Source organism: Nocardia acidivorans NBRC 108247 (genome assembly GCF_001625085.1).
Taxonomy (GTDB): domain Bacteria; phylum Actinomycetota; class Actinomycetes; order Mycobacteriales; family Mycobacteriaceae; genus Nocardia; species Nocardia acidivorans.
The window spans coordinates 1-17,626 of the sequence record NZ_BDAW01000066.1 but is presented as its reverse complement, the minus strand read 5'-3'; the positions used below and the strand labels follow the sequence as shown (position 1 = coordinate 17,626).

The 17,626-nt window shown below is 67.2% G+C and carries 19 protein-coding genes; 9 read left to right on the top strand and 10 right to left on the bottom strand.

Features of this window, described 5'->3' with window-relative positions; translation table 11 throughout:
• Window positions 1-27 precede the first annotated feature (27 nt).
• Together NA10_RS28200 and NA10_RS28195 are read left to right on the top strand one after the other, a co-directional pair.
• Complete coding sequence (locus NA10_RS28200; RefSeq protein WP_067573308.1) at window positions 28-1,086, top strand: beta-ketoacyl-ACP synthase III; 1,059 nt, start codon at window positions 28-30, stop codon at window positions 1,084-1,086.
• The gene (locus NA10_RS28195; protein WP_067573306.1) at window positions 1,086-1,772 is read left to right on the top strand and encodes a lysoplasmalogenase; all 687 of its coding nucleotides are present in this window, start codon (window positions 1,086-1,088) and stop codon (window positions 1,770-1,772) included. The genes NA10_RS28200 and NA10_RS28195 overlap by 1 nt, the downstream gene beginning before the upstream one ends.
• Here the strand turns inward: NA10_RS28195 and NA10_RS28190 are convergent.
• From NA10_RS28190 to NA10_RS28165, 6 genes are all read right to left on the bottom strand, one after another.
• Window positions 1,769-2,854, bottom strand: a complete 1,086-nt coding sequence (locus tag NA10_RS28190; RefSeq protein WP_067573304.1) for a phosphotransferase enzyme family protein — start codon at window positions 2,852-2,854, stop codon at window positions 1,769-1,771. The genes NA10_RS28195 and NA10_RS28190 overlap by 4 nt on opposite strands.
• A gap of 3 nt (window positions 2,855-2,857) precedes the next feature.
• Entirely contained in the window at window positions 2,858-4,192 is a 1,335-nt protein-coding gene (locus tag NA10_RS28185) for a purine-cytosine permease family protein (protein WP_067573302.1), read from the bottom strand.
• A gap of 64 nt (window positions 4,193-4,256) precedes the next feature.
• Window positions 4,257-4,703 carry a hypothetical protein gene (locus NA10_RS28180; RefSeq protein WP_067573300.1) on the bottom strand — a complete coding sequence of 149 codons (447 nt, stop codon included), beginning with the start codon at window positions 4,701-4,703 and terminating at the stop codon, window positions 4,257-4,259.
• A 75-nt stretch (window positions 4,704-4,778) separates the two neighbouring features.
• On the bottom strand, window positions 4,779-5,381 hold the full coding sequence (locus NA10_RS28175; protein WP_067573298.1) for a Uma2 family endonuclease: 603 nt from the start codon (window positions 5,379-5,381) through the stop codon (window positions 4,779-4,781).
• A gap of 48 nt (window positions 5,382-5,429) precedes the next feature.
• Window positions 5,430-6,104: a response regulator gene (locus NA10_RS28170; RefSeq protein WP_084515328.1), complete on the bottom strand. Its 675-nt coding sequence runs from the start codon at window positions 6,102-6,104 to the stop codon at window positions 5,430-5,432.
• Window positions 6,105-6,147: 43 nt separating this feature from the next.
• The gene (locus NA10_RS28165) at window positions 6,148-7,533 is read right to left on the bottom strand and encodes a sensor histidine kinase (protein ID WP_245677953.1); all 1,386 of its coding nucleotides are present in this window, start codon (window positions 7,531-7,533) and stop codon (window positions 6,148-6,150) included.
• A 92-nt stretch (window positions 7,534-7,625) separates the two neighbouring features.
• Between NA10_RS28165 and NA10_RS28160 the strand changes: the two genes are divergently transcribed.
• The 3 genes from NA10_RS28160 (at window position 7,626) to NA10_RS28150 (ending at window position 9,935) form a co-directional block, all read left to right on the top strand.
• On the top strand, window positions 7,626-7,937 hold the full coding sequence (locus NA10_RS28160) for a DUF4190 domain-containing protein (RefSeq protein WP_067573294.1): 312 nt from the start codon (window positions 7,626-7,628) through the stop codon (window positions 7,935-7,937).
• Between the two features lie 32 nt (window positions 7,938-7,969).
• On the top strand, window positions 7,970-8,689 hold the full coding sequence (locus tag NA10_RS28155; RefSeq protein ID WP_067573292.1) for a TrmH family RNA methyltransferase: 720 nt from the start codon (window positions 7,970-7,972) through the stop codon (window positions 8,687-8,689).
• Window positions 8,690-8,792: 103 nt separating this feature from the next.
• Entirely contained in the window at window positions 8,793-9,935 is a 1,143-nt protein-coding gene (locus NA10_RS28150) for a glycoside hydrolase family 76 protein (protein WP_067573290.1), read from the top strand.
• Between the two features lie 6 nt (window positions 9,936-9,941).
• Here the strand turns inward: NA10_RS28150 and NA10_RS28145 are convergent, their stop codons facing one another.
• Together NA10_RS28145 and NA10_RS28140 are read right to left on the bottom strand one after the other, a co-directional pair.
• The gene (locus NA10_RS28145; RefSeq protein ID WP_067573288.1) at window positions 9,942-10,652 is read right to left on the bottom strand and encodes a DedA family protein; all 711 of its coding nucleotides are present in this window, start codon (window positions 10,650-10,652) and stop codon (window positions 9,942-9,944) included.
• 7 nt (window positions 10,653-10,659) lie between these two features.
• Window positions 10,660-11,352, bottom strand: a complete 693-nt coding sequence (locus NA10_RS28140) for a DedA family protein (RefSeq protein ID WP_067573343.1) — start codon at window positions 11,350-11,352, stop codon at window positions 10,660-10,662.
• Window positions 11,353-11,526: 174 nt separating this feature from the next.
• On the opposite strand from NA10_RS28140, the gene fbaA reads away from it, so the two are divergent.
• The 4 genes from fbaA to NA10_RS37145 all read left to right on the top strand — a co-directional run bounded on the left by fbaA (window position 11,527) and on the right by NA10_RS37145 (window position 15,548).
• Window positions 11,527-12,564, top strand: coding sequence for a class II fructose-bisphosphate aldolase (gene fbaA, locus NA10_RS28135; protein ID WP_067573287.1), 1,038 nt, complete (start codon window positions 11,527-11,529; stop codon window positions 12,562-12,564).
• A gap of 102 nt (window positions 12,565-12,666) precedes the next feature.
• Window positions 12,667-13,785, top strand: coding sequence for a BTAD domain-containing putative transcriptional regulator (locus NA10_RS28130; protein ID WP_067573285.1), 1,119 nt, complete (start codon window positions 12,667-12,669; stop codon window positions 13,783-13,785).
• Between the two features lie 126 nt (window positions 13,786-13,911).
• Entirely contained in the window at window positions 13,912-15,378 is a 1,467-nt protein-coding gene (locus NA10_RS28125; protein ID WP_067573283.1) for a glycoside hydrolase family 183 protein, read from the top strand.
• A 14-nt stretch (window positions 15,379-15,392) separates the two neighbouring features.
• Window positions 15,393-15,548: a hypothetical protein gene (locus tag NA10_RS37145; protein WP_157556782.1), complete on the top strand. Its 156-nt coding sequence runs from the start codon at window positions 15,393-15,395 to the stop codon at window positions 15,546-15,548.
• A gap of 123 nt (window positions 15,549-15,671) precedes the next feature.
• Here NA10_RS37145 and NA10_RS28120 read toward each other — a convergent pair whose 3' ends face one another.
• Together NA10_RS28120 and NA10_RS28115 are read right to left on the bottom strand one after the other, a co-directional pair.
• Window positions 15,672-16,733, bottom strand: coding sequence for a fused (3R)-hydroxyacyl-ACP dehydratase subunits HadA/HadB (locus NA10_RS28120; RefSeq protein ID WP_067573281.1), 1,062 nt, complete (start codon window positions 16,731-16,733; stop codon window positions 15,672-15,674).
• A 222-nt stretch (window positions 16,734-16,955) separates the two neighbouring features.
• A partial coding sequence (locus NA10_RS28115) for an Rv0361 family membrane protein (RefSeq protein ID WP_218021600.1) occupies window positions 16,956-17,626 on the bottom strand: 671 nt, incomplete at its 5' end.

The window sequence follows — 17,626 nt, the reverse complement described above, 5'->3', positions numbered from 1 at the left end:
TGTTGTGAAGGGTCGTGTGAGTCACCTGTGGTGAGCATTGCAATCAACAAGGGTCCCCAGAATGTTGCGATGCTCGGCATCGGCGCTTACCGGCCCGAGCGCATCGTCAGCAATGCCGAGGTGTGCGAGGTACTCGACTCCACTCCCGAGTGGATCTTCGATCGCACCGGTATCAACAACCGGCGCTGGATCAGCGGCGACGAGACGATTCGATCGATGTCGGTGGCGGCGGGCGAACGCGCGCTGAAGAACACCGGCATCGATCGGTCCAAGATCGGCGCACTGGTGCTGTGCACCTCCAGCTGGCTCAAGCTCACCCCGCACGGCGCCCCGTCCATCGCCTCGGACCTGGGTATGAACGGCATTCCGGCGTTCGACCTGGTGTCGGGCTGCGGCGGCTTCTGCTACGGCCTCGGTGTGGCCACCGATATGATTCGCGCCGGTTCGGCCGAGTACATCCTGGTCATCGGCGCCGAAACCATGACAGTCGGCCTGGACCCGACCGATCGCGGCACCGCCATGATCTTCGGTGACGGTGCGGGGGCGGTCGTGATCGGCCCCGCCGAGGAGAACGGCATCTCCCCGACGGTCTGGGGCAGCGATGGCGAGAACGCCGAGGCCATCGCCCAGGACGTCGACTTCCTGGCGTACATGAACAAGGCGCAGGCCATGCAGGGCACCGATCCCGAGGTCGATCCGATCGGCCGGATGTCCCTGCGTATGGAGGGCCCCAAGGTCTTCCGCTGGGCCGCGGTCACGCTGCCGCGCGCGCTGTCGAGCGCCATCGAGCTCTCCGGCGTGGCCAAGGAGGACATCGAGGTGTTCGTCCCGCACCAGGCCAATGCGCGCATCAACGAACTCATGAAGAAGAATCTCGGCCTGCCCGAGGATCTGCCCATGGCCAATGACATCGAGAACACCGGCAACACCTCGGCGGCGTCGATTCCGCTGGCCATCGAGGAGATGCTGGTCACCGGTAAGGCCAAGGGCGGTCAGCTGGCGCTGCTGCTCGGCTTCGGCGCGGGCCTGTCCTATGCCGGTCAGGTCGCGGTGCTGCCGCCCGCGCCCGCCGAACCCTCCTTCTGATGGCGCGGCCCTTTCGCGCCGCGTTCGTCGGCGCGGCGGCCGTGACGGTGTTCGGCGCTGTCACCGGGCGCGACGCAATACAGTGGGCCGCAAAGCCTTTGCTCATGCCGCTGCTGGCCGCGGATGTGGCCACCAATGACGACGGTCTCGAATCCGCCGATCGCGCCGTGCTGCTCGGTGCGCTGGCGGCCGCGACGGTCGGCGATATCCTGCTCATCGCACCGGACGACGATCGCCGATTGATCGCGGGCGCATCGTCTTTCGCCGTCATGCAGACCGGATACTCCTGGCTGTGGTGGCGGCGCGGTGGACGGCCCCGGCCCGCCATCGCCGGACAGCGCCTGGTCGCCTGGATGGGTGCGGCGGCCCTGATGCGGGCGAAGGCTCCCGCGGTGGCCTTACCGCTCACCGCGTACGGTGCGACGCTGGGCGCCGCCGCCACCCTGGCCTCGGATCCCGAAATCGCACCGGGCGCGAAAAGCATTGCGGGCCTGAATATTCCGGGCCGTGATCCGCGTAGCCGCCTCGGTCTGGGCGCACTGCTGTTCACCGTCTCCGACGGACTCATCGTGCTGCGCAAGATCTTCGCCCGTACCGAGCGTTCGCGCCGGGTCACCGAAGGCGTCATTCTCGGCACCTACACCGCCGCGCAGTACCTGCTGGCGGATCCCCGCGCGCACCGCTAGCGCAGGGCGGTCAGTAGGGCCTGCCCCTCGCCCGCCCACCAGGCGGTGTGGCCGAGAAAGTAGTGGCGGTAGGCGATTTCGGCATTCTCGGGATTGCCGCCGGGCACCACGCCGAGGAAGTAGTCGATCTCCGAGAGCTCGTATTCGGCGTGCACCAGCGGGAGCAATCGCGGGAGTGCGCGCGATTCGGCCGTCGTGAGCGGGCGAATCGATCGGTAGCCGTCGAGCAGCGCCCGCACCTGATCGAACTGGATGCGGGCGGGGCCGCCGTCGCGCAGTGAGATCCAGTCCACGGCGCAGCGTTCGATGGCGATGGCCAGATCGTGAATGGCGGTGGTGCGATCGCACAGCCCGAAATCGATGACAGTGGAAGGGGTTTCGTGTGTCCACAGCAGGTTGGTGCCGTGCCAGTCGTTATGCGTCCAGCGTGGGGACAACTCGCTCAGCAGCGGATGAAGCCGGGTGTGGAAGGGCAGGTGCAGGCGTTCCATCTCGGTCTGCCAGCGGTGGGCGGCGAGGAAATCCGCGAGGGCCGGGCGGCCGGTTGCCAACTTCTGCACCGCGGCGATCGGATCGGGGGAGGAGAAGACGGTGAAGCTCGCCAGCAGCGGACGGGGCGGCCGGGGCGGAGCGTCGTATCCGATTGCGGCCAGGTGCAATTGGGCCAGCATGCGCCCGGCCGCGGCGGCCTGCGCCCGGGATTGATACGGCGACCAGGAGAAGGTGCCGCGATACAGATCGTCCCCGATACCGAGTTCCTGTACCTCGTAGGTGAATTCGCCGTGCTCGAGAGTGAGCAGCACCTCCGGGATCGGAATTCCGTTTCCGCGCAGGTGATTCATGAACCCGTGCTCCTCGCCGAGCGCCGCCGCGTCGCGCAGGGTGAGGGGGAGGCGTTTGACGATCACCGGGGTGCCGTCGGCGGTGCGCACTTGCGCGGTGGCGGAAAGCGGCCGGGGACTGCGCCATTCGATCCGCGCGTCCGGGCCGAGCAGGTCCGCGATCTCCGGAGCGGTCAGGGGTGGCCAGTCGGGGGCGACGAGCGGGTCCGAACCCATTCCGAAGACGCGGTCCCGCTCCATCGATCAGGCCCTCTCGCGCTGTAGCGCCACCAGTACGGCGGTGACGAAAGCCGCTGCCAGCCAGGAGAAGAGCGAGGCCGACGACCACCAGCCGGGGTGGAATCCGATGGCGTCCTGCACCCTGGTCCAGAAGTTCACCCACCGGTCGATGGAGCCGGGATTGCAGAGCTGGTACACCACGAATCCGATCGCCCACGGCAGCAGCATGAGCGGGCGAGCGGGCGCGTTCTGCGCGAGATTCCAGCCGTGCCTGCCGCTTCCGAAGAAGTAGTCGACGATCAGCACCGCGCTCAACGGCACGAAGACCGAGCCGATCAAGACCAGGAAATTGCCGTAGCTGGTGAAATCGTGCACCGGCAGCGCCAGCAGGGTGACCAGTACGCCGATGCCCAGTGCCAGCAGACGGCGATCCACGCGCGGCAGCAGATTCTGGATCGACATGGCGGTCGAGTAGACGTTCGCGAAGGATTGATCGGTTTCGCGCAGCACGAGCACCGCGAAGAACGCCCAGCCCGCCGTGACCCCGAGGAAGGTGTCGAAGATGTGGTCGCTGCTGCCGCCCGCCCGCAGAATCGCCAGAATGCCGAGCAGGTAGCACCAGAACTGTGCCACCGAATAGCCCAGGACGGCCGCTCCGGACGCGGACCGGGCCGAGCGCGAGTGCCGGGTGTAGTCCGCGGCCAAGGGCACGAAGGACACCGATACCGCGAGGGCGCTGTCGACGGCGGGGAAGAATCCACTCCAGCTGGTGTTCGGAAGCTCGGTGACCGGTTGCCGCAGCAGCTGAACGGTGAAGTAGATCAGCGCGATGCCCACCGCGCCCGACACGTACTTGCGCAGAATGTGCAGGACCCGCAGCGGCCAGATCGCCATCACCGTGGACAGCGCGCCCGCCGCCACGATCACCAGGGCGTGCGGAATGTGATCGTGGGTCAGCGCCTGCACGCCGAGGGCGATGACGGTGAGCTCGAAAACACCCCATCCGACGCACTGCACGATATTCGCGACCGTCGGCAGGTAGGAGAGTTTGGTCCCGAAGAGCCCGCGCAGCACCGCCATCGCGGGTGCGCCGGTGAGTGTGCCGACGGCCCCGGACCCCGCGACCATGGCGATACCGGCGACCGTGCCGAGCAGGGTCGCCAGCAACGCGCCCGCGATCGGCAGGGGACGATCCTGTCCCAGCGGCAGCAGGACGACGGCCGCGCCGCTGAATCCGAGCAGGCTGACGCCGAGATTCAGCCAGAAGGCCGCCTGATCGCCGAAGCTCAGCGTGCGCGGCGGCTCGGTATCCAGCAGCAGCGGCGCTTCCTGGCGGTCCGGCGGTGTGGCGGTGGTCATGACCAGTGATGCTACGGGGCAGGCCGGGCAAATCGGGCAGGCCGCCTGCGGTGCGGACCGACCGCTACAGGCACACCATGATGCGATCGCGGTTCGCCGGATCGACGCGGATCGAAAGTACGCCGCCCACAGTGATTCTCGGGCGGATCAGCGGCTCCACATCGAAGACGATGCTGCCGTGATAGGTCTCCGAGCCCGGCACCACCAGCTCCAGATCGAGTTCGGTGAGTTCGGTGTAGTGGTCGGTGGGAGTGAGCGGATGCACGCCCTCGATGGTGGCCCAGCCCTCCAGGCCGTGCCGCCGCAGTCGCCGATCACTGTGTGAGGGCTGTTGGGCGAGCAGCATGCCGACGCCGAGGAAGGTGCCGAACATGCCGACCAGCACGATCACCTGCAAGGGCACCGTGCCCGGCGGGGTGAGCGGCACCAGCCAGGCCAGCCAGACGCAGAGAGTGAGCAGGTACGCGGCGGTCACGCCGAGCACGGTGCGAAATACACGCGCGTGGTCCATGAAGACCCTCCAACCACGGCTTACGGAACTCCAGGATAGTCCCGAATTTCCGTCCGGGTGGCGGATCCGGCGAGGTCAGGCCGTTGTGCGCAGGGCGGTAAGAGCATCGAGGTCGAGCGGGAGCACCATACCGTCGAGTTCGAGGGTGACGTGCCCGGTGTAGTCGCCGGTGCGTTCGTAGCGGCCGTCGCGTAATCCGAAGGTGGTCAACCGCACCGACCCGTCGGTCTCCAGCAGCCAGTAGTGCTCGATGCCGGCTTCGGCGTACTCGGCGAACTTCATGACGCGATCGGTGCGCCGCGAACCGGGCGAGACGATCTCGATGGCCGCCAGGACATCCGGCGGTCGCACCCGGGTGGCATGCGATGCGCCCGCCGCACCGCCCACCACCAGCACATCCGGCACCCGGACGGTCGGCGGATGGGTCTCCTCGATCACCAATTCGACGCGGGCCAGCGCCGCCACCCGGCGCGGCAGCGCGGGCTCGAGCTGAGCGGCCAAGCGCCACACCGCCAATTGATGCCGCGGCGGCTGCGGGGCCACCAGCAGCACGCCGTCCACCAGTTCGCGGCAGGAGCCGCGTTCATTGGGCAGTGCCGACCATTCCGCCAGCGTCAATAGGTGATCAGGCCAGGACGCAACGGCTTTCACGGTTTCCGCGGGAGTCGACCGAACCATGGAACCAGTGTTCCACGCCCGGCAACCGCACAGCGACGTTTCAACCCTTCAGCCCCTCAGCCGGAGAACCGCCAGCACTCGCCGATGATGCAGATCCGAGGGCGGCAACTCCAATTTGGTGAAGATATTGCCGATATGCTTCTCCACCGCCCGTTCGGTCACCGTGAGCGCCTGCGCCAGCGCCGAATTCGACAGGCCCTGCGCCATCAATTCCAGTACCTCGCGCTCGCGCGGGGTGAGCCGGGCCAGCGAATCCTGTTGCCGGGCCGCGCCCATGAGCTGACTCACCACCTCCGGATCCAGGGCGGTGCCGCCGGTCGCGACCCGCCGCAGCGCATCGGTGAAATCGCCGATATCGGCCACCCGATCCTTGAGCAGATAGCCCACCCCGCCCGCGCCCGCCGCGAGAAGTTCGGTGGCATAGCGGGTTTCGATCCACTGCGAGAAGACCAGCACGCCGGTCCGCGGATGCGAACGGCGCAGTGCGAGCGCCGCCAGCAAACCCTCGTCGGTGAAGCTCGGCGGCATGCGCACATCCACCACCGCCACATCGGGGGCGTGCGCGGCCACCGCCGCCGCCAGCCCGTCCGCCTCGCCCACCGCCGCGACCACCTCGTAGCCGCGTTCGGTGAGCAGTGCGGTCAGGCCGTCACGCAGGATCGCGTTGTCCTCCGCGATCACCACGCGCAGTGGATCGGGTGTGCGCTCGGTATCGCCGCTCATCACTTCCTCGGGGCCGGGGTCGCCGCGCCGTCGCCGACCGTCATCAGGGTCCCGTCACCGGGAGCGACATGGTGATCACGGTCGGGCCGCCGACCGGACTGTCCACGTGCAGCGTGCCGTCCACCGAGCGGGCGCGCGCCGCCAGGCCCGAAAGTCCGCCCGCCACAGTCGTTTCACCGGGTCGCTCGGCCGGTTGGAGCGCACCGCCCTGACCGTTGTCGCGCACGGTCACCAGCAGCGTATTCGGTCCGCTGGGCAGCACCGCCACCCAGATCCGGTTCGCACCAGCGTGTTTCACCACATTGGTGAGCAGTTCGGCGACCGAGAAATAGGCGATGGCCTCGATGGCCGGGCTCGGCCGCACCGGCAGCAGCACCCGCAGTTCGACCGGGACGGCGCAGCGCGCGGCCAGCGTCTCCAACGCCGGTTCCAGCCCCAATTCCAAAGCGGGCGGGTGGATTCCGCGCACCAGTTCCCGGAGTTCGGTGAGCGCTTCCTTCGAGCCGGTGCGCGCCTGGGCGATCAATTCATCGGCGTCACCGCCCGCGGCCAGACGCTCCTCGGCGCGGCCCAGCATCATGGCGATGCTGACCAGGCGCGCCTGGGTGCCATCGTGCAGATCGCGTTCCAGGCGGCGCAGGGTGGCGGTGGAATCCTCCACCGCGGCGCGCCGGCTTGCCTGGAGTTCGGCCATGCGGCGGTCGCGTTCGGTGGGGGTGAGCAGCCACAACGCCAGCAGTCGATGCAGGTGGCAGACCGCGCGAATCAGCCACGGCAGCAGGAAGCAACCGGTGATGCCGACCACGCTCACGGCCAGCGTGCGCGGCCAGGTATCGATGTAGAAGTCGCCGAATTGCAGCATCGAGTGATGTTCGACGCCGTTCTCGTCGACATTGGTGGTGTTGCCGAACGCCCACGGAATCGGGGACAGCGCCAGGAATCCCGTCATGGCCACGACGACGAGCGTGAGATAGCCGATCACCATGCCGTGCACCGATTGGATCAGCAGGAAAAGCAGTGCGCGCCATGAGGTTCGATCGGTGAACGCGCCGCGCAGCCAGCCCCAGATACCCGGGCGGAAGGTGAACTGCGGCGGCTCCGGCAGCGGGGAGCCCAGCAGCACCGAGCACAGCACCCGATAGATCCGGCCCCACACCCGGCCGCCGAGGATCACCACGGCCAGTATCGGAATTCCGATCAGCACGATGGACGCGTACAGACCGCCGCCGAAACCGAGGAGCAGGTACGCCACCGCGATACCGCCGAGCCCGAGGGCGATGACCAGATAGGTGAGTTCCTTCCAGACGCGCGCCCGGAACGGTTCGGTCAGGACCGTGCGCAGCACTCCGCCCGCGGCGGGACGCGGTGGGGCGGGCTCCGGGTCGGGCATGTCGAGCACGATAGTGGGCAGGGCGGACGTATCGCTCATACCCTTCATGGTGGTCGGGAGCGGATCCGCGCACGAGGGAGCAGACCCGAAAATACGGGGTGGTGCCAGCACGAAGACCTAGCATCATGTGCATGAGCTATCAACCGCCGCCACCGGCGCCCGGGTATTACGGCGCACCGCCACCGGATCATCCACAGGCCACCACGGTGCTGATCCTCGGCATTCTGAGTCTGGTGCTGTGCCAGTTCCTCGGACCGGTGGCCTGGGTGATGGGCAGGCGGGCGCGCGATGAGATCGACGGCTCACAGGGCGCCATCGGCGGCCGCGGCCTGGTGAACGCGGGCTATATCTGCGGCATCGTCGCCACCTGCCTGCTGATTCTGGGTCTGCTGTTCCTGGTGCTCGGCATCGTGGTCGGCTTGGTGGGCAGTTCCGGCAACTAGCCCGATCGGGGCTCCGCTGACCTGCCATTACGATGGCCCGGGTGAGTTCCGCCCGCGCCTGCGACGACCCGCCCGCCCCCGATGCTCCCGAACTCCTCGATCCCGCCGGTCCCACCGAATGGGGCGAACATCCGCACGGCGTCGGCCCGTGGATCGAGGAGTTCGGGACCGAACCCCCGGACGATCCGCGCCTGGACCCGGAGTTGCTCGCGCACGGCGATCGCCGCAATGTGGTCGATGCCTACCGCTATTGGACCCGCGAGGCGATCGTCGCCGATATCGACCGCCGCCGGCACCCTTTCCACGTGGCCATCGAGAACTTCGGGCACGATGCCAATATCGGCACGGTGGTCCGCACAGCGAATGCCTTCGGCGCGGCCGCGGTCCATATTGTCGGGCGCAAGCGCTGGAATCGCCGCGGCGCCATGGTCACCGACCGCTATCAGCACATCCACCACCACCCCGATACCGCGGAGCTGCTGAGATTCGCGGTGGCCAATGGCCTCACGGTGGTCGCGGTCGACAATGTCCCCGGTTCGGTCCCACTGGAAACCGCCGAGCTGCCCCGCGATTGCCTGCTGCTCTTCGGACAGGAGGGTCCGGGCGTCACCGACGCCGCGAAAGAGGCCGCGCTGCTGACGGTTTCGATCGCCCAGTTCGGCTCCACCCGCAGCATCAACGCGGGCGTCGCGGCGGGAATCGCCATGCACGCGTGGATTCGTCAACACGCCGATCTCGCCGACGCCTGGTGAATCCTCACTCGAACCCCTCGTCATCAGGCAGGGGGGTGCGAGAGCTGGACAGTGGTAACAAATCAGCCACGAAGTTGGGCGTTCGGCTGGCAGTATTTGTCCTATGACTTCGCGGACCGGGCGCAATATCGAGCCGACCGCTGCGCTCTGGTCGGAGCGCGCCGATCTGGCGGAGTCTGCGATCGTGTCACGGCACCTGCGGGCGCTGTGGGGTATGCCGGGGACGGCACTCGGGGTGGTGGGCTGGCCCGCCACCAAACGCGAGCGCGGCTTCGCGAATTGGCATTACTGGTGGCAGGCGCATCTGGTGGACTGCGCGGTCGACGCGGCGAATCGATCGCCGACCCCGGTGCGACAGAAGCGAATCTGGTCGATCGCGCATGCCATGCGACTGCGCAATATCTCCGGCTGGACCAATAACTACTACGACGATATGGCTTGGCTGACAATCTCTTTGGAGCGCGCCGAGCGCACGCAGGGCGTCGCGGAGGTGCGCGGTGCGCTGCTCGCGCTGGACAAGGAGCTGTATACCGGGTTCGAACCGCAGTTCGGGGCGGTGCCCTGGCGTAAGGGTTCGGATTTCTTCAATGCCCCGGCGAACGGTCCGGTCGGTATCGCCATGGCCCGGCTCGGCCGCTATCCGCGCGCCCAGGAGATCTCCGACTGGCTCGACGCCACCCTGCGCGACAAGGACTCCGGGCTCATCTTCGACGGCATCCACCTGCCCTCGGGGGAGGTGGAGCGCCCCACCTACAGCTACTGCCAGGGCGTGGTGCTCGGCCTGGAGACCGAACTCGCGGTGCACACCGGCGATCCCCGGCATGTGGAGCGCGCGGTCCGCATGATCGCCGCCATCGACGAGCATATGGTCGGCGGCGGGGTGGTCATCGGCGGCGGGGGCGGGGACGGCGGGCTCTTCAACGGCATTCTCATCCGCTATCTGGCGCTGGCCGCGATCATGCTCCCCGGTGATGAGACCGCGCAGGTGAACGCTCGCCGCATCGCCGCCGCCATCGTCCGCAATTCGGCGACGGCCGCCTGGGGGAACCGCCTCGAGGTCGAGGGGGAACCGCTCTTCGGCCCGGATTGGCGACTTCCGGCCCGACTACCCGGCATTTCCGGTGCGGGCCGCCTGGAGGGTGGTTCGGTCTCGGCCTCGCGTACCCCCGAACGCGATCTCTCCGTGCAGCTTTCGGGCTGGAAACTCATGGAAGCCGCGCATACGGTGACCGCCGCGGGGCTCTGACATCGCTCAGCCGTTGATCCGGCGCACGTCCAGCGGCACCGTCTCGCACTCCGAATCGAGGTCGAAATCCTCTGCGGGCCGCGACATTTCCGCCCGGTACTGCCGCACGCCCACGATCGTCCCCAGGATCAGTCCGACCACCAGCGTGCCGATCACCGCGGGCATCAGCCAGGAGACGCTCTCCAGGAAACCGCCCGCGTAGTACCCGATCAGCAGCAGCACCGGAGCCCAGATAATGGCGCCGACGGTCGAGGCGATGGTGTACTTGCGATGATCCATCCCGGCCGCACCCGCGACCAGCGGGCAGAGGGTGCGCACCCACGGAATCCACCGTGCCACCAGCACTGCCAGGAATCCGTGCCGATGCAGCAGCTCGGCCACCCGGCCCAGATTCCGGGTGTTGATGTATTTGCCGTTCTTGCGCGCCACCAGGTGATGCCCGGTGCGCTGGCCGATCACATAGCCGACCTGATTACCGGCGACGGCCGCGATCATGGTGCCGATCGCCAGCGCCCAGATGTGCATCTGGCCGGTGGCCTGCGAGGCGAGTACGACTCCCGCGGTGATGAGCATCGAATCCCCGGGTAGGAAAAGCCCGATGATGAGCGCGCACTCCAGGAAGACGAAGGTCAGGACCACGGTCCAGACGAGCACCGGCCCGGCCGTCTCGAGCGGCCCGAAGGCGCTCAGGGCGGAGGTTAGTGGGGTGGTCGACACCGATGGCTCAGCGGTTCGGCTCGTTCGACGTGGCGGCCAGGTCCTGCTCGACGGCGCCTCGGCCACGCAGGTTCTTCACCACGGTGACGATGCCCGGCAGGATCGAGACGAACACGATGAGCAGGAAGATCGCCTCGACATTCTTGCGGATGAACTCCACATTGCCGAGGAAGTAGCCGAGCACGGTGACGCCGCCGCCCCAGAGGACGGCGCCGACGATGTCGAAGGTGACGAACTTGCGGTAGTCCATCTTGGAGACGCCCGCCAGCACCGGCATGAAGGTGCGCACGATGGGCACGAAGCGGGCCAGGATGATGGTCTTGGGGCCGTGCTTCTCGAAGAATTCGTGCGTCTCGGTGACATACCGCTTCTTGAAGAAGCGGCTGTCCTCTTTCTGGAACAGCGCCGGCCCGATGGCCCGGCCGATCCAATATCCGGACTGATCGCCCAGGAACGCGATGAGAATGACCGCGGGCAACAGCACCCAGATGGAGACCGGCGGGTTCGATTGGGCGCTCAGCAGACCGCCAGTGAACAGCAGTGAATCGCCGGGAAGAATCGGGAACAGCAGCCCCGTCTCGATGAAGACAATCACCAAGATCGCTGGGAGCACCGCGTTCTTCAACCATGTCTCGGTGAGGAGGTGCATGGGATCGAGAATCGCGGGGAGCGCGACGTTGGTCGTCACGGCGTCGGACACGGCCAGCAAGGTCACGGGCACCACCCTACCGGTGAATGCCGCGCATCACAGAATGTCTCACAGCGTCCGCTCAGGATGTTCGGTCCGAGGCCACCGAGTGCGGTGAAACCACACTGCCTTAGGGTGTCGCCTGACAGAATTTGTTGTACACAGCACACCACTACGGAGGTCATTGTGCCCATCGCGACTCCGGAGATCTACGCCGAGATGATTGCTCGGGCCAAGGAGAACTCCTTCGCGTTCCCCGCGATCAACTGCACGTCGTCCGAGACGATCAACGCCGCGATCAAGGGTTTCGCCGACGCGGGCAGTGACGGCATCATCCAGTTCTCCACCGGCGGAGCCGAATTCGGCTCGGGCCTGGGTGTGAAGAGCATGGTTACCGGCGCGGTCGCGCTCGCCGAGTTCGCGCATGTGGTGGCCGCCGAGTACGACATCACCATCGCGCTGCACACCGATCACTGCCCGAAGGACAAGCTGGACACCTTCGTTCGCCCGCTGATCGCCATTTCGGCCGAGCGCGTGAAGTCCGGTCTGAACCCGCTGTTCCAGTCGCACATGTGGGACGGCTCCGCCATTCCGATCGACGAGAACCTGGAGATCGCCAAGGAACTGCTCAAGCAGTGCCATGCCGCGAACATCATTCTCGAGGTCGAGATCGGCGTCGTCGGCGGTGAAGAGGACGGGGTCGAGGCCGAGATCAACGACAAGCTGTACACCTCGCCCGAGGACTTCCAGAAGACCATCGACGCGCTCGGCGCGGGCGAGAACGGCAAGTACCTGCTGGCCGCCACCTTCGGCAATGTGCACGGTGTGTACAAGCCGGGCAATGTGGTGCTCAAGCCCGAGGTGCTGGCCGAGGGGCAGCGCGTGGCCGCCGCCAAGCTGGGCCTGGGCGCGGACGCGCAGCCGTTCGACTTCGTCTTCCACGGCGGGTCGGGTTCGCTCAAGTCCGAGATCGAGGATTCGCTGCGCTTCGGCGTGGTGAAGATGAACGTCGACACCGACACCCAGTACGCCTTCACCCGCCCGGTCGCCGGTCATATGTTCGCCAACTACGACGGCGTGCTGAAGATCGACGGCGAGGTCGGCAACAAGAAGGTCTACGACCCGCGCAGCTACCTGAAGAAGGCCGAAACCTCCATGGCCGCACGCGTGCTCGAGGCGTGCAACGACCTGAAGTCGGCTGGTCGCTCCATCAGCGCCAAGTAAGGTAGCTCCGAGGCCGGGAAAATTCCGGCCCAGTGAGCAGAGCCCGCCGCGGTGGCCAGGTGCTGCCGCGGCGGTTCGCTTTTCTATACGAGGTGCAGAGCGATGACTCTCGATGTGCGGGTCCTCGGGCCTGTGCAAGTGCTGGTCGGCGGCCGTCCAGTACTGGTCGGCGGCCCCAAGCCGCGCGCACTGCTGGCCGCGTTGACCGTGAACCGGCGGCGTGCGGTCTCTTCGCAGGCGCTGGCGGATATCGTCTGGAATGACGAGCCGCCGGATTCCTATCAGGCCAGTCTGCAGGTGTTCGTCTCCAATATTCGCAAGACGCTGCGCAATGCCGGCGTCGATCCGGCCACGGTGCTGCGGACCGAGTCGTCGGGGTATCGACTCGAAATCTCCGATGAGCACTGTGATCTGGGGCGCTTCGAGACCATTCGCCGCTCCGGCACCGAGGCCGCCAATCTGGGCGATCACGAAAGTGCCGCGCGCCGGTACGCGGATGCCTTGGCGCAGTGGACCGGTCGCGCCCTGGACGATCTCTCCGGACTGTCTTTCGCCGAAAGCTTCGCCACCGCAATGGATGAGGAGCGACTACTGGTCGCCTCCGCGCGCATCGACGCCGAGATCGCCTGCGGCCGTGCCTCATCGGTGGTCGGCGAGCTGGTGTCCATGACCAATGCGCATCCGCTGCGAGAACCGTTGTGGGCGCAGCTGATCACCGCGCTCTACCTCTCGGGGCGGCAGGCCGATGCGCTGGAGGCGTGCCGCCGGGTGCGCGGGGTGCTCTCCGATGAGCTCGGCATCGATCCCGGTCCGGCGCTGATCGCGCTGGAACAGCAGGTGCTGCGGCAGGAGCCGCTGCAGACCGGTCAGATCGCCGAGGTCGAGCGGCTGGCCAAGGCCATGACCGAGACCGTCACCGAAATGCCGCGCGCGGTGCGGGCCGGGCAGTTGCTCACCGCGCAGGGCCGGGTCGTTCCGATCGCGGTGGGCGGCATGAAGATCGGGCGCATGACCGATAACGATCTGGTCCTGGACGATCCCAAGGCCAGCCGGTATCACGCGCAGATCACCCCGAGCCGGGCCGGACTGCTCATCAAGGATCTGGGCTCGGCCAACGGGGTCTACATCAATGAGCAGGCCATCGAGAGCGCCGCGGTGCTCGCCGACGGTGACGCCATTCGAATCGGCGCGACCATCTTCGTTTTTCAGGCCGTGCGCTGACCCGCTGCCGGACTGGGCTATCGATTCGATTGATCTTGGGCGAGTGCCCGCGGATTGCCGGGGGTCGCGGGTAGGGTCTGCTGCCGGATGTGTCCGGAGAGCCCGATTGTCGAGAGGTTTTGACGCATGGCCGAACGGCTGCTGGCCGCGGTGGGAGCGATGGTGTTCGGCGCGGGGGTACTCGTCGCCGCCAACCCCACGATCGCCACGGCAACACCGTCGGAACCCGGTGCGGTGGAGTCGATTCCAGGTGCCGGACCGTGCCGGTCCGATCCGAAACCGGTGCACGAATCCCTGGTCCCCAAGACCGTGGAGGTGCCGATCACCTATCCGGCCGTGACCGTGGATCCGGGTCCGCCGCCGGAGAACACCAAACGCGTCAAGATGGAGCTGCCCACCGATCCGTGCATCAACCCGTGCCCGGATCTGACGGATCTGCCCGCGCCGCCGCCCAGTATCGATGAGCAACTGGGCATTCCGCGGCTCATCCTGCATCCGCAGGCGTTCAATTTCGCCTTCCCCAACCCGAACCCGCCCGCGGTGCCGCCCGGCCCGGAACCGGCGCATCCGGGCGTGGAGGCCGCACCGCAGTCACCGGTCCGGCCCACCCCACAGGTCTCCGCCGTGCGCGAGGTCGCCAAACTGACCGGGGCCAACTCGGTCAACCGCACCGATAAGCGCTGGCAGGTCCAGGGCACCGACCTGGGCATCATGTGGGAGAGCGCGCCCGGTGAGGTCGCGATCGCGTTCGGCGACACCGTGGGCCGCGATTTCCATCCGCCGGGCGGTATGGGCGAGGACTGGCGCAGCAATCTGCTCGCCTTCAGCAGCGACAGGGACCTGACCGACGGCGTCACCTTCGACCGTATGGTCACCGATGCGCGCTGCCACGCCAGCGAACTGCTCACCAGCAAGAAGCTCGACAATATCGAGATCACCACCATCCCGACCTCGGGCTTCGCACTGGGCGATCGGCAGTACATGAGCTACATGTCGATTCGCACCTGGAACAGCATTCCGGGTACCTGGTACACCAACTACGGCGGTATCGCCTACTCCGACGATCACGGCGAAACCTGGACCAAGGACCCGCACGCCAAGTGGGACAACATCTTCGGCGTCTCCAACTTCCAGGTCGCCGCCATGGTGCCGCAGGGTGACTGGGTGTACATGTTCGGCACCCCCAATACCCGCCTCGGATCGGTCGGGCTGGCCCGCGTGCCCAAGGATCAGGTCCTGAACACCACCGCGTACCAGTACTGGCGGAACGGCGAATGGACCCCGGTGGGCGGCTACACCTCGGCCTCCCAGATCGTCGAGGCCCCCGCGGCGGAGCTGTCGGTGCGCTACGACGCCGACCGCAAGGTCTGGCAGATGAGCTATCTCGATACCGCCAAGGCCGCTCTCGTTGTGCGGGAATCGGATTCGCCCCAGGGTGTGTGGTCGGCGAGCGCTCCCACCGTCAGCGCGCTGCAATTCCCGGAGCTCTACGGCGGTTTCATCCACCCCTGGTCCAGCGGTGCGGACCTGTATTTCACCATGTCCACCTGGAGCGATTACAACGTCTATCTGATGCATGTGACGCTGAACTGACGCGCCTGGCGCACGTGAGCAGGTTCATCCGCCCCGGTGCCCAGCGGATCGGCGCGGCCATCCCGAGCGCCTGTGCGACCACGCCGGTCTCCGGCCGCACCTGCGGCCTTGAGGGCGTCGCCTTCGAGAATCCCGAGGGCAGGCGCGCCCTGGTGCCGCACCGCCAATGACGGTGCGGCACAGACCTTCACGCTCACCGAAGCCGGAGGCAGGTGGCCTACATCTTGCAGAACGGCGCCACCGCGACCTTCGTATGGAACGAATCGCGATGACGCCGTAGCTGTTTCAGCGGATCAGGAGAGCCGGACCTCGGCGACCGCGCGGCCGAAGAGCTTCTTGCCCTCCGAGGTCGCACCGAGAACGACGGTGGCGGAGCCGTTCTCGGCATCCACCGACTTCACCTTGCCGGTGAACTCGACGAAGGTCGCGGCGGTGGGCCACACCGGCACGAAGCCGGAGAAGCGCACGCTGAACTTGCCGAGCGCGGCCGGATCGCCCAGCCAGGAGACCAGATAGCTCGCGGTCAGACCCATGGTGAGCATGCCGTGCGCCACCACGGTCGGCAGGCCGACCAGCTGGGCGGCGGTATCGCTGAAGTGGATCGGGTTCGGATCACCCGAGACGCCCGCGTAATTCACCAGATCGCCGCGGGTGACCGGCATCCGCCCGGCGGGCAGTTCGGTCCCGGCGGTCAGGGTCGCGGCGGTCGGGACGGTGCGCACCGGCGGGGCCGGGGCGGGATCGCGGAAGGCGGGGACGTCCTCGGGGGCGAGCAGGATGAGTCCCGACGGGTCCGAGGCGCTCGACGCGCTGTCCGCGACATGGCCGTGCATGACAACGCTCGCCATGGTCTCGGCGCTGGCCGCGTCGATCTCCACGCCCACGCGGGCCACGATGGTGGTGGTCGAGACCAGCACCGGCAGTGCGTCCGCGTCGGTGAAGGTCACCTTGACGGTCATGAAGTCATTGCCGCCGTAGGAGCGGATCTGCTCGATCACCACATCCACCGACAGCAGATCGTCGGCGAGGATGGGGCGGTGGTACTCGAAGATCTGATCGGTCTGCATGACCTGCGAGACGTCGTACTCGGTGAGCACGGTGCCGATCAGGGAACGCGTGGTGGCCGCGCCGATCACCGATGCGAAGGTCGGTGAGGCGAGCAGCGCGCCGAAGCCGAGTTCGGCCGCGTCCTGTTCGTTGTAGTGGGCGGGGTGGTCATTGCGTACCGCGCGCGCGAACTCGCGGACCTTTTCCCGGCCCACGTTGTAGTGATCCCGTACTCGGAAATGCCGACCGACCAGATCGGTGGCGGTGGCGGTGGCGCTGGCGGCGGTCGCCTCGGCCGTCTCCGTCATGGTGTTCAGCTCCCTGCACAATCGAAACCTGGTGGGTCCAAGCCCGATCGGAGTCGGCACAGCACTACGGCGCAGAGCCGCGGAGGCGCCGACACCCCATCGTGGCTGGCCCAGACAATCCGGGCCATGCTACCGGCGAGTCGGACTGGTGACCAGGTTTTTGTGATGTTCGTCGCGGGCCGCGGCGCGAATGCGACACCGCCCGCTCGGAACATCTGCAGGTCAGTGCTGACCGTTAGTCGGATCGCAGACTTTCCAGCCGTCCGAGGTGCGCTGGAGGTCGAACGTGCGCGCCGAGGCCTTGCTCGGATCGGCCTCGGTGTAGACCGTCGCCTGCGCGAGCGCGGTATCCCCGGTGATCCGGATGGCATCCACACTCTTCACCACGGGAATGCTCTTCTGCTCCTTGGACGTTCGGTACACACCGGCGAACTGATCGGCCGAAATATTCTGGTAGAAATCGTGCTGCGCACCGCAGGTGACACCGCGCAACTTCTCCAGATCGCCGGTCGCCAGCCCATCGGTATAGCTGGTGATAGCGCTCTTGACCTGCGCCTCGGGCGAACTGCCCGAGGAATTCGCGACGAGCGCGACTACCGCGACCACCACCGCGATCACCGCGAGGACCGCCGCACCGGCCAGAATCAGCACCCGATTCTTCTTGGCCCCAACGGGTTTCGCGGATCCATCGACATTCTCACCGGGCGCGGGCACCCGCTGCGGCGTCGCGATCGGCCGCCCGCCGACCCCGTCGGCAACCGGCCCATCCTGCGGCCGCATCTGTCCACCACCCTGAACGCCACCGACCGCCCCGCCGCCCGGCCCCTGCGGGCCACCCGACTTGGAAATCTGCACATTCGGCCCCTGCGGTACCCCCGGCCCACCGGGTCCCT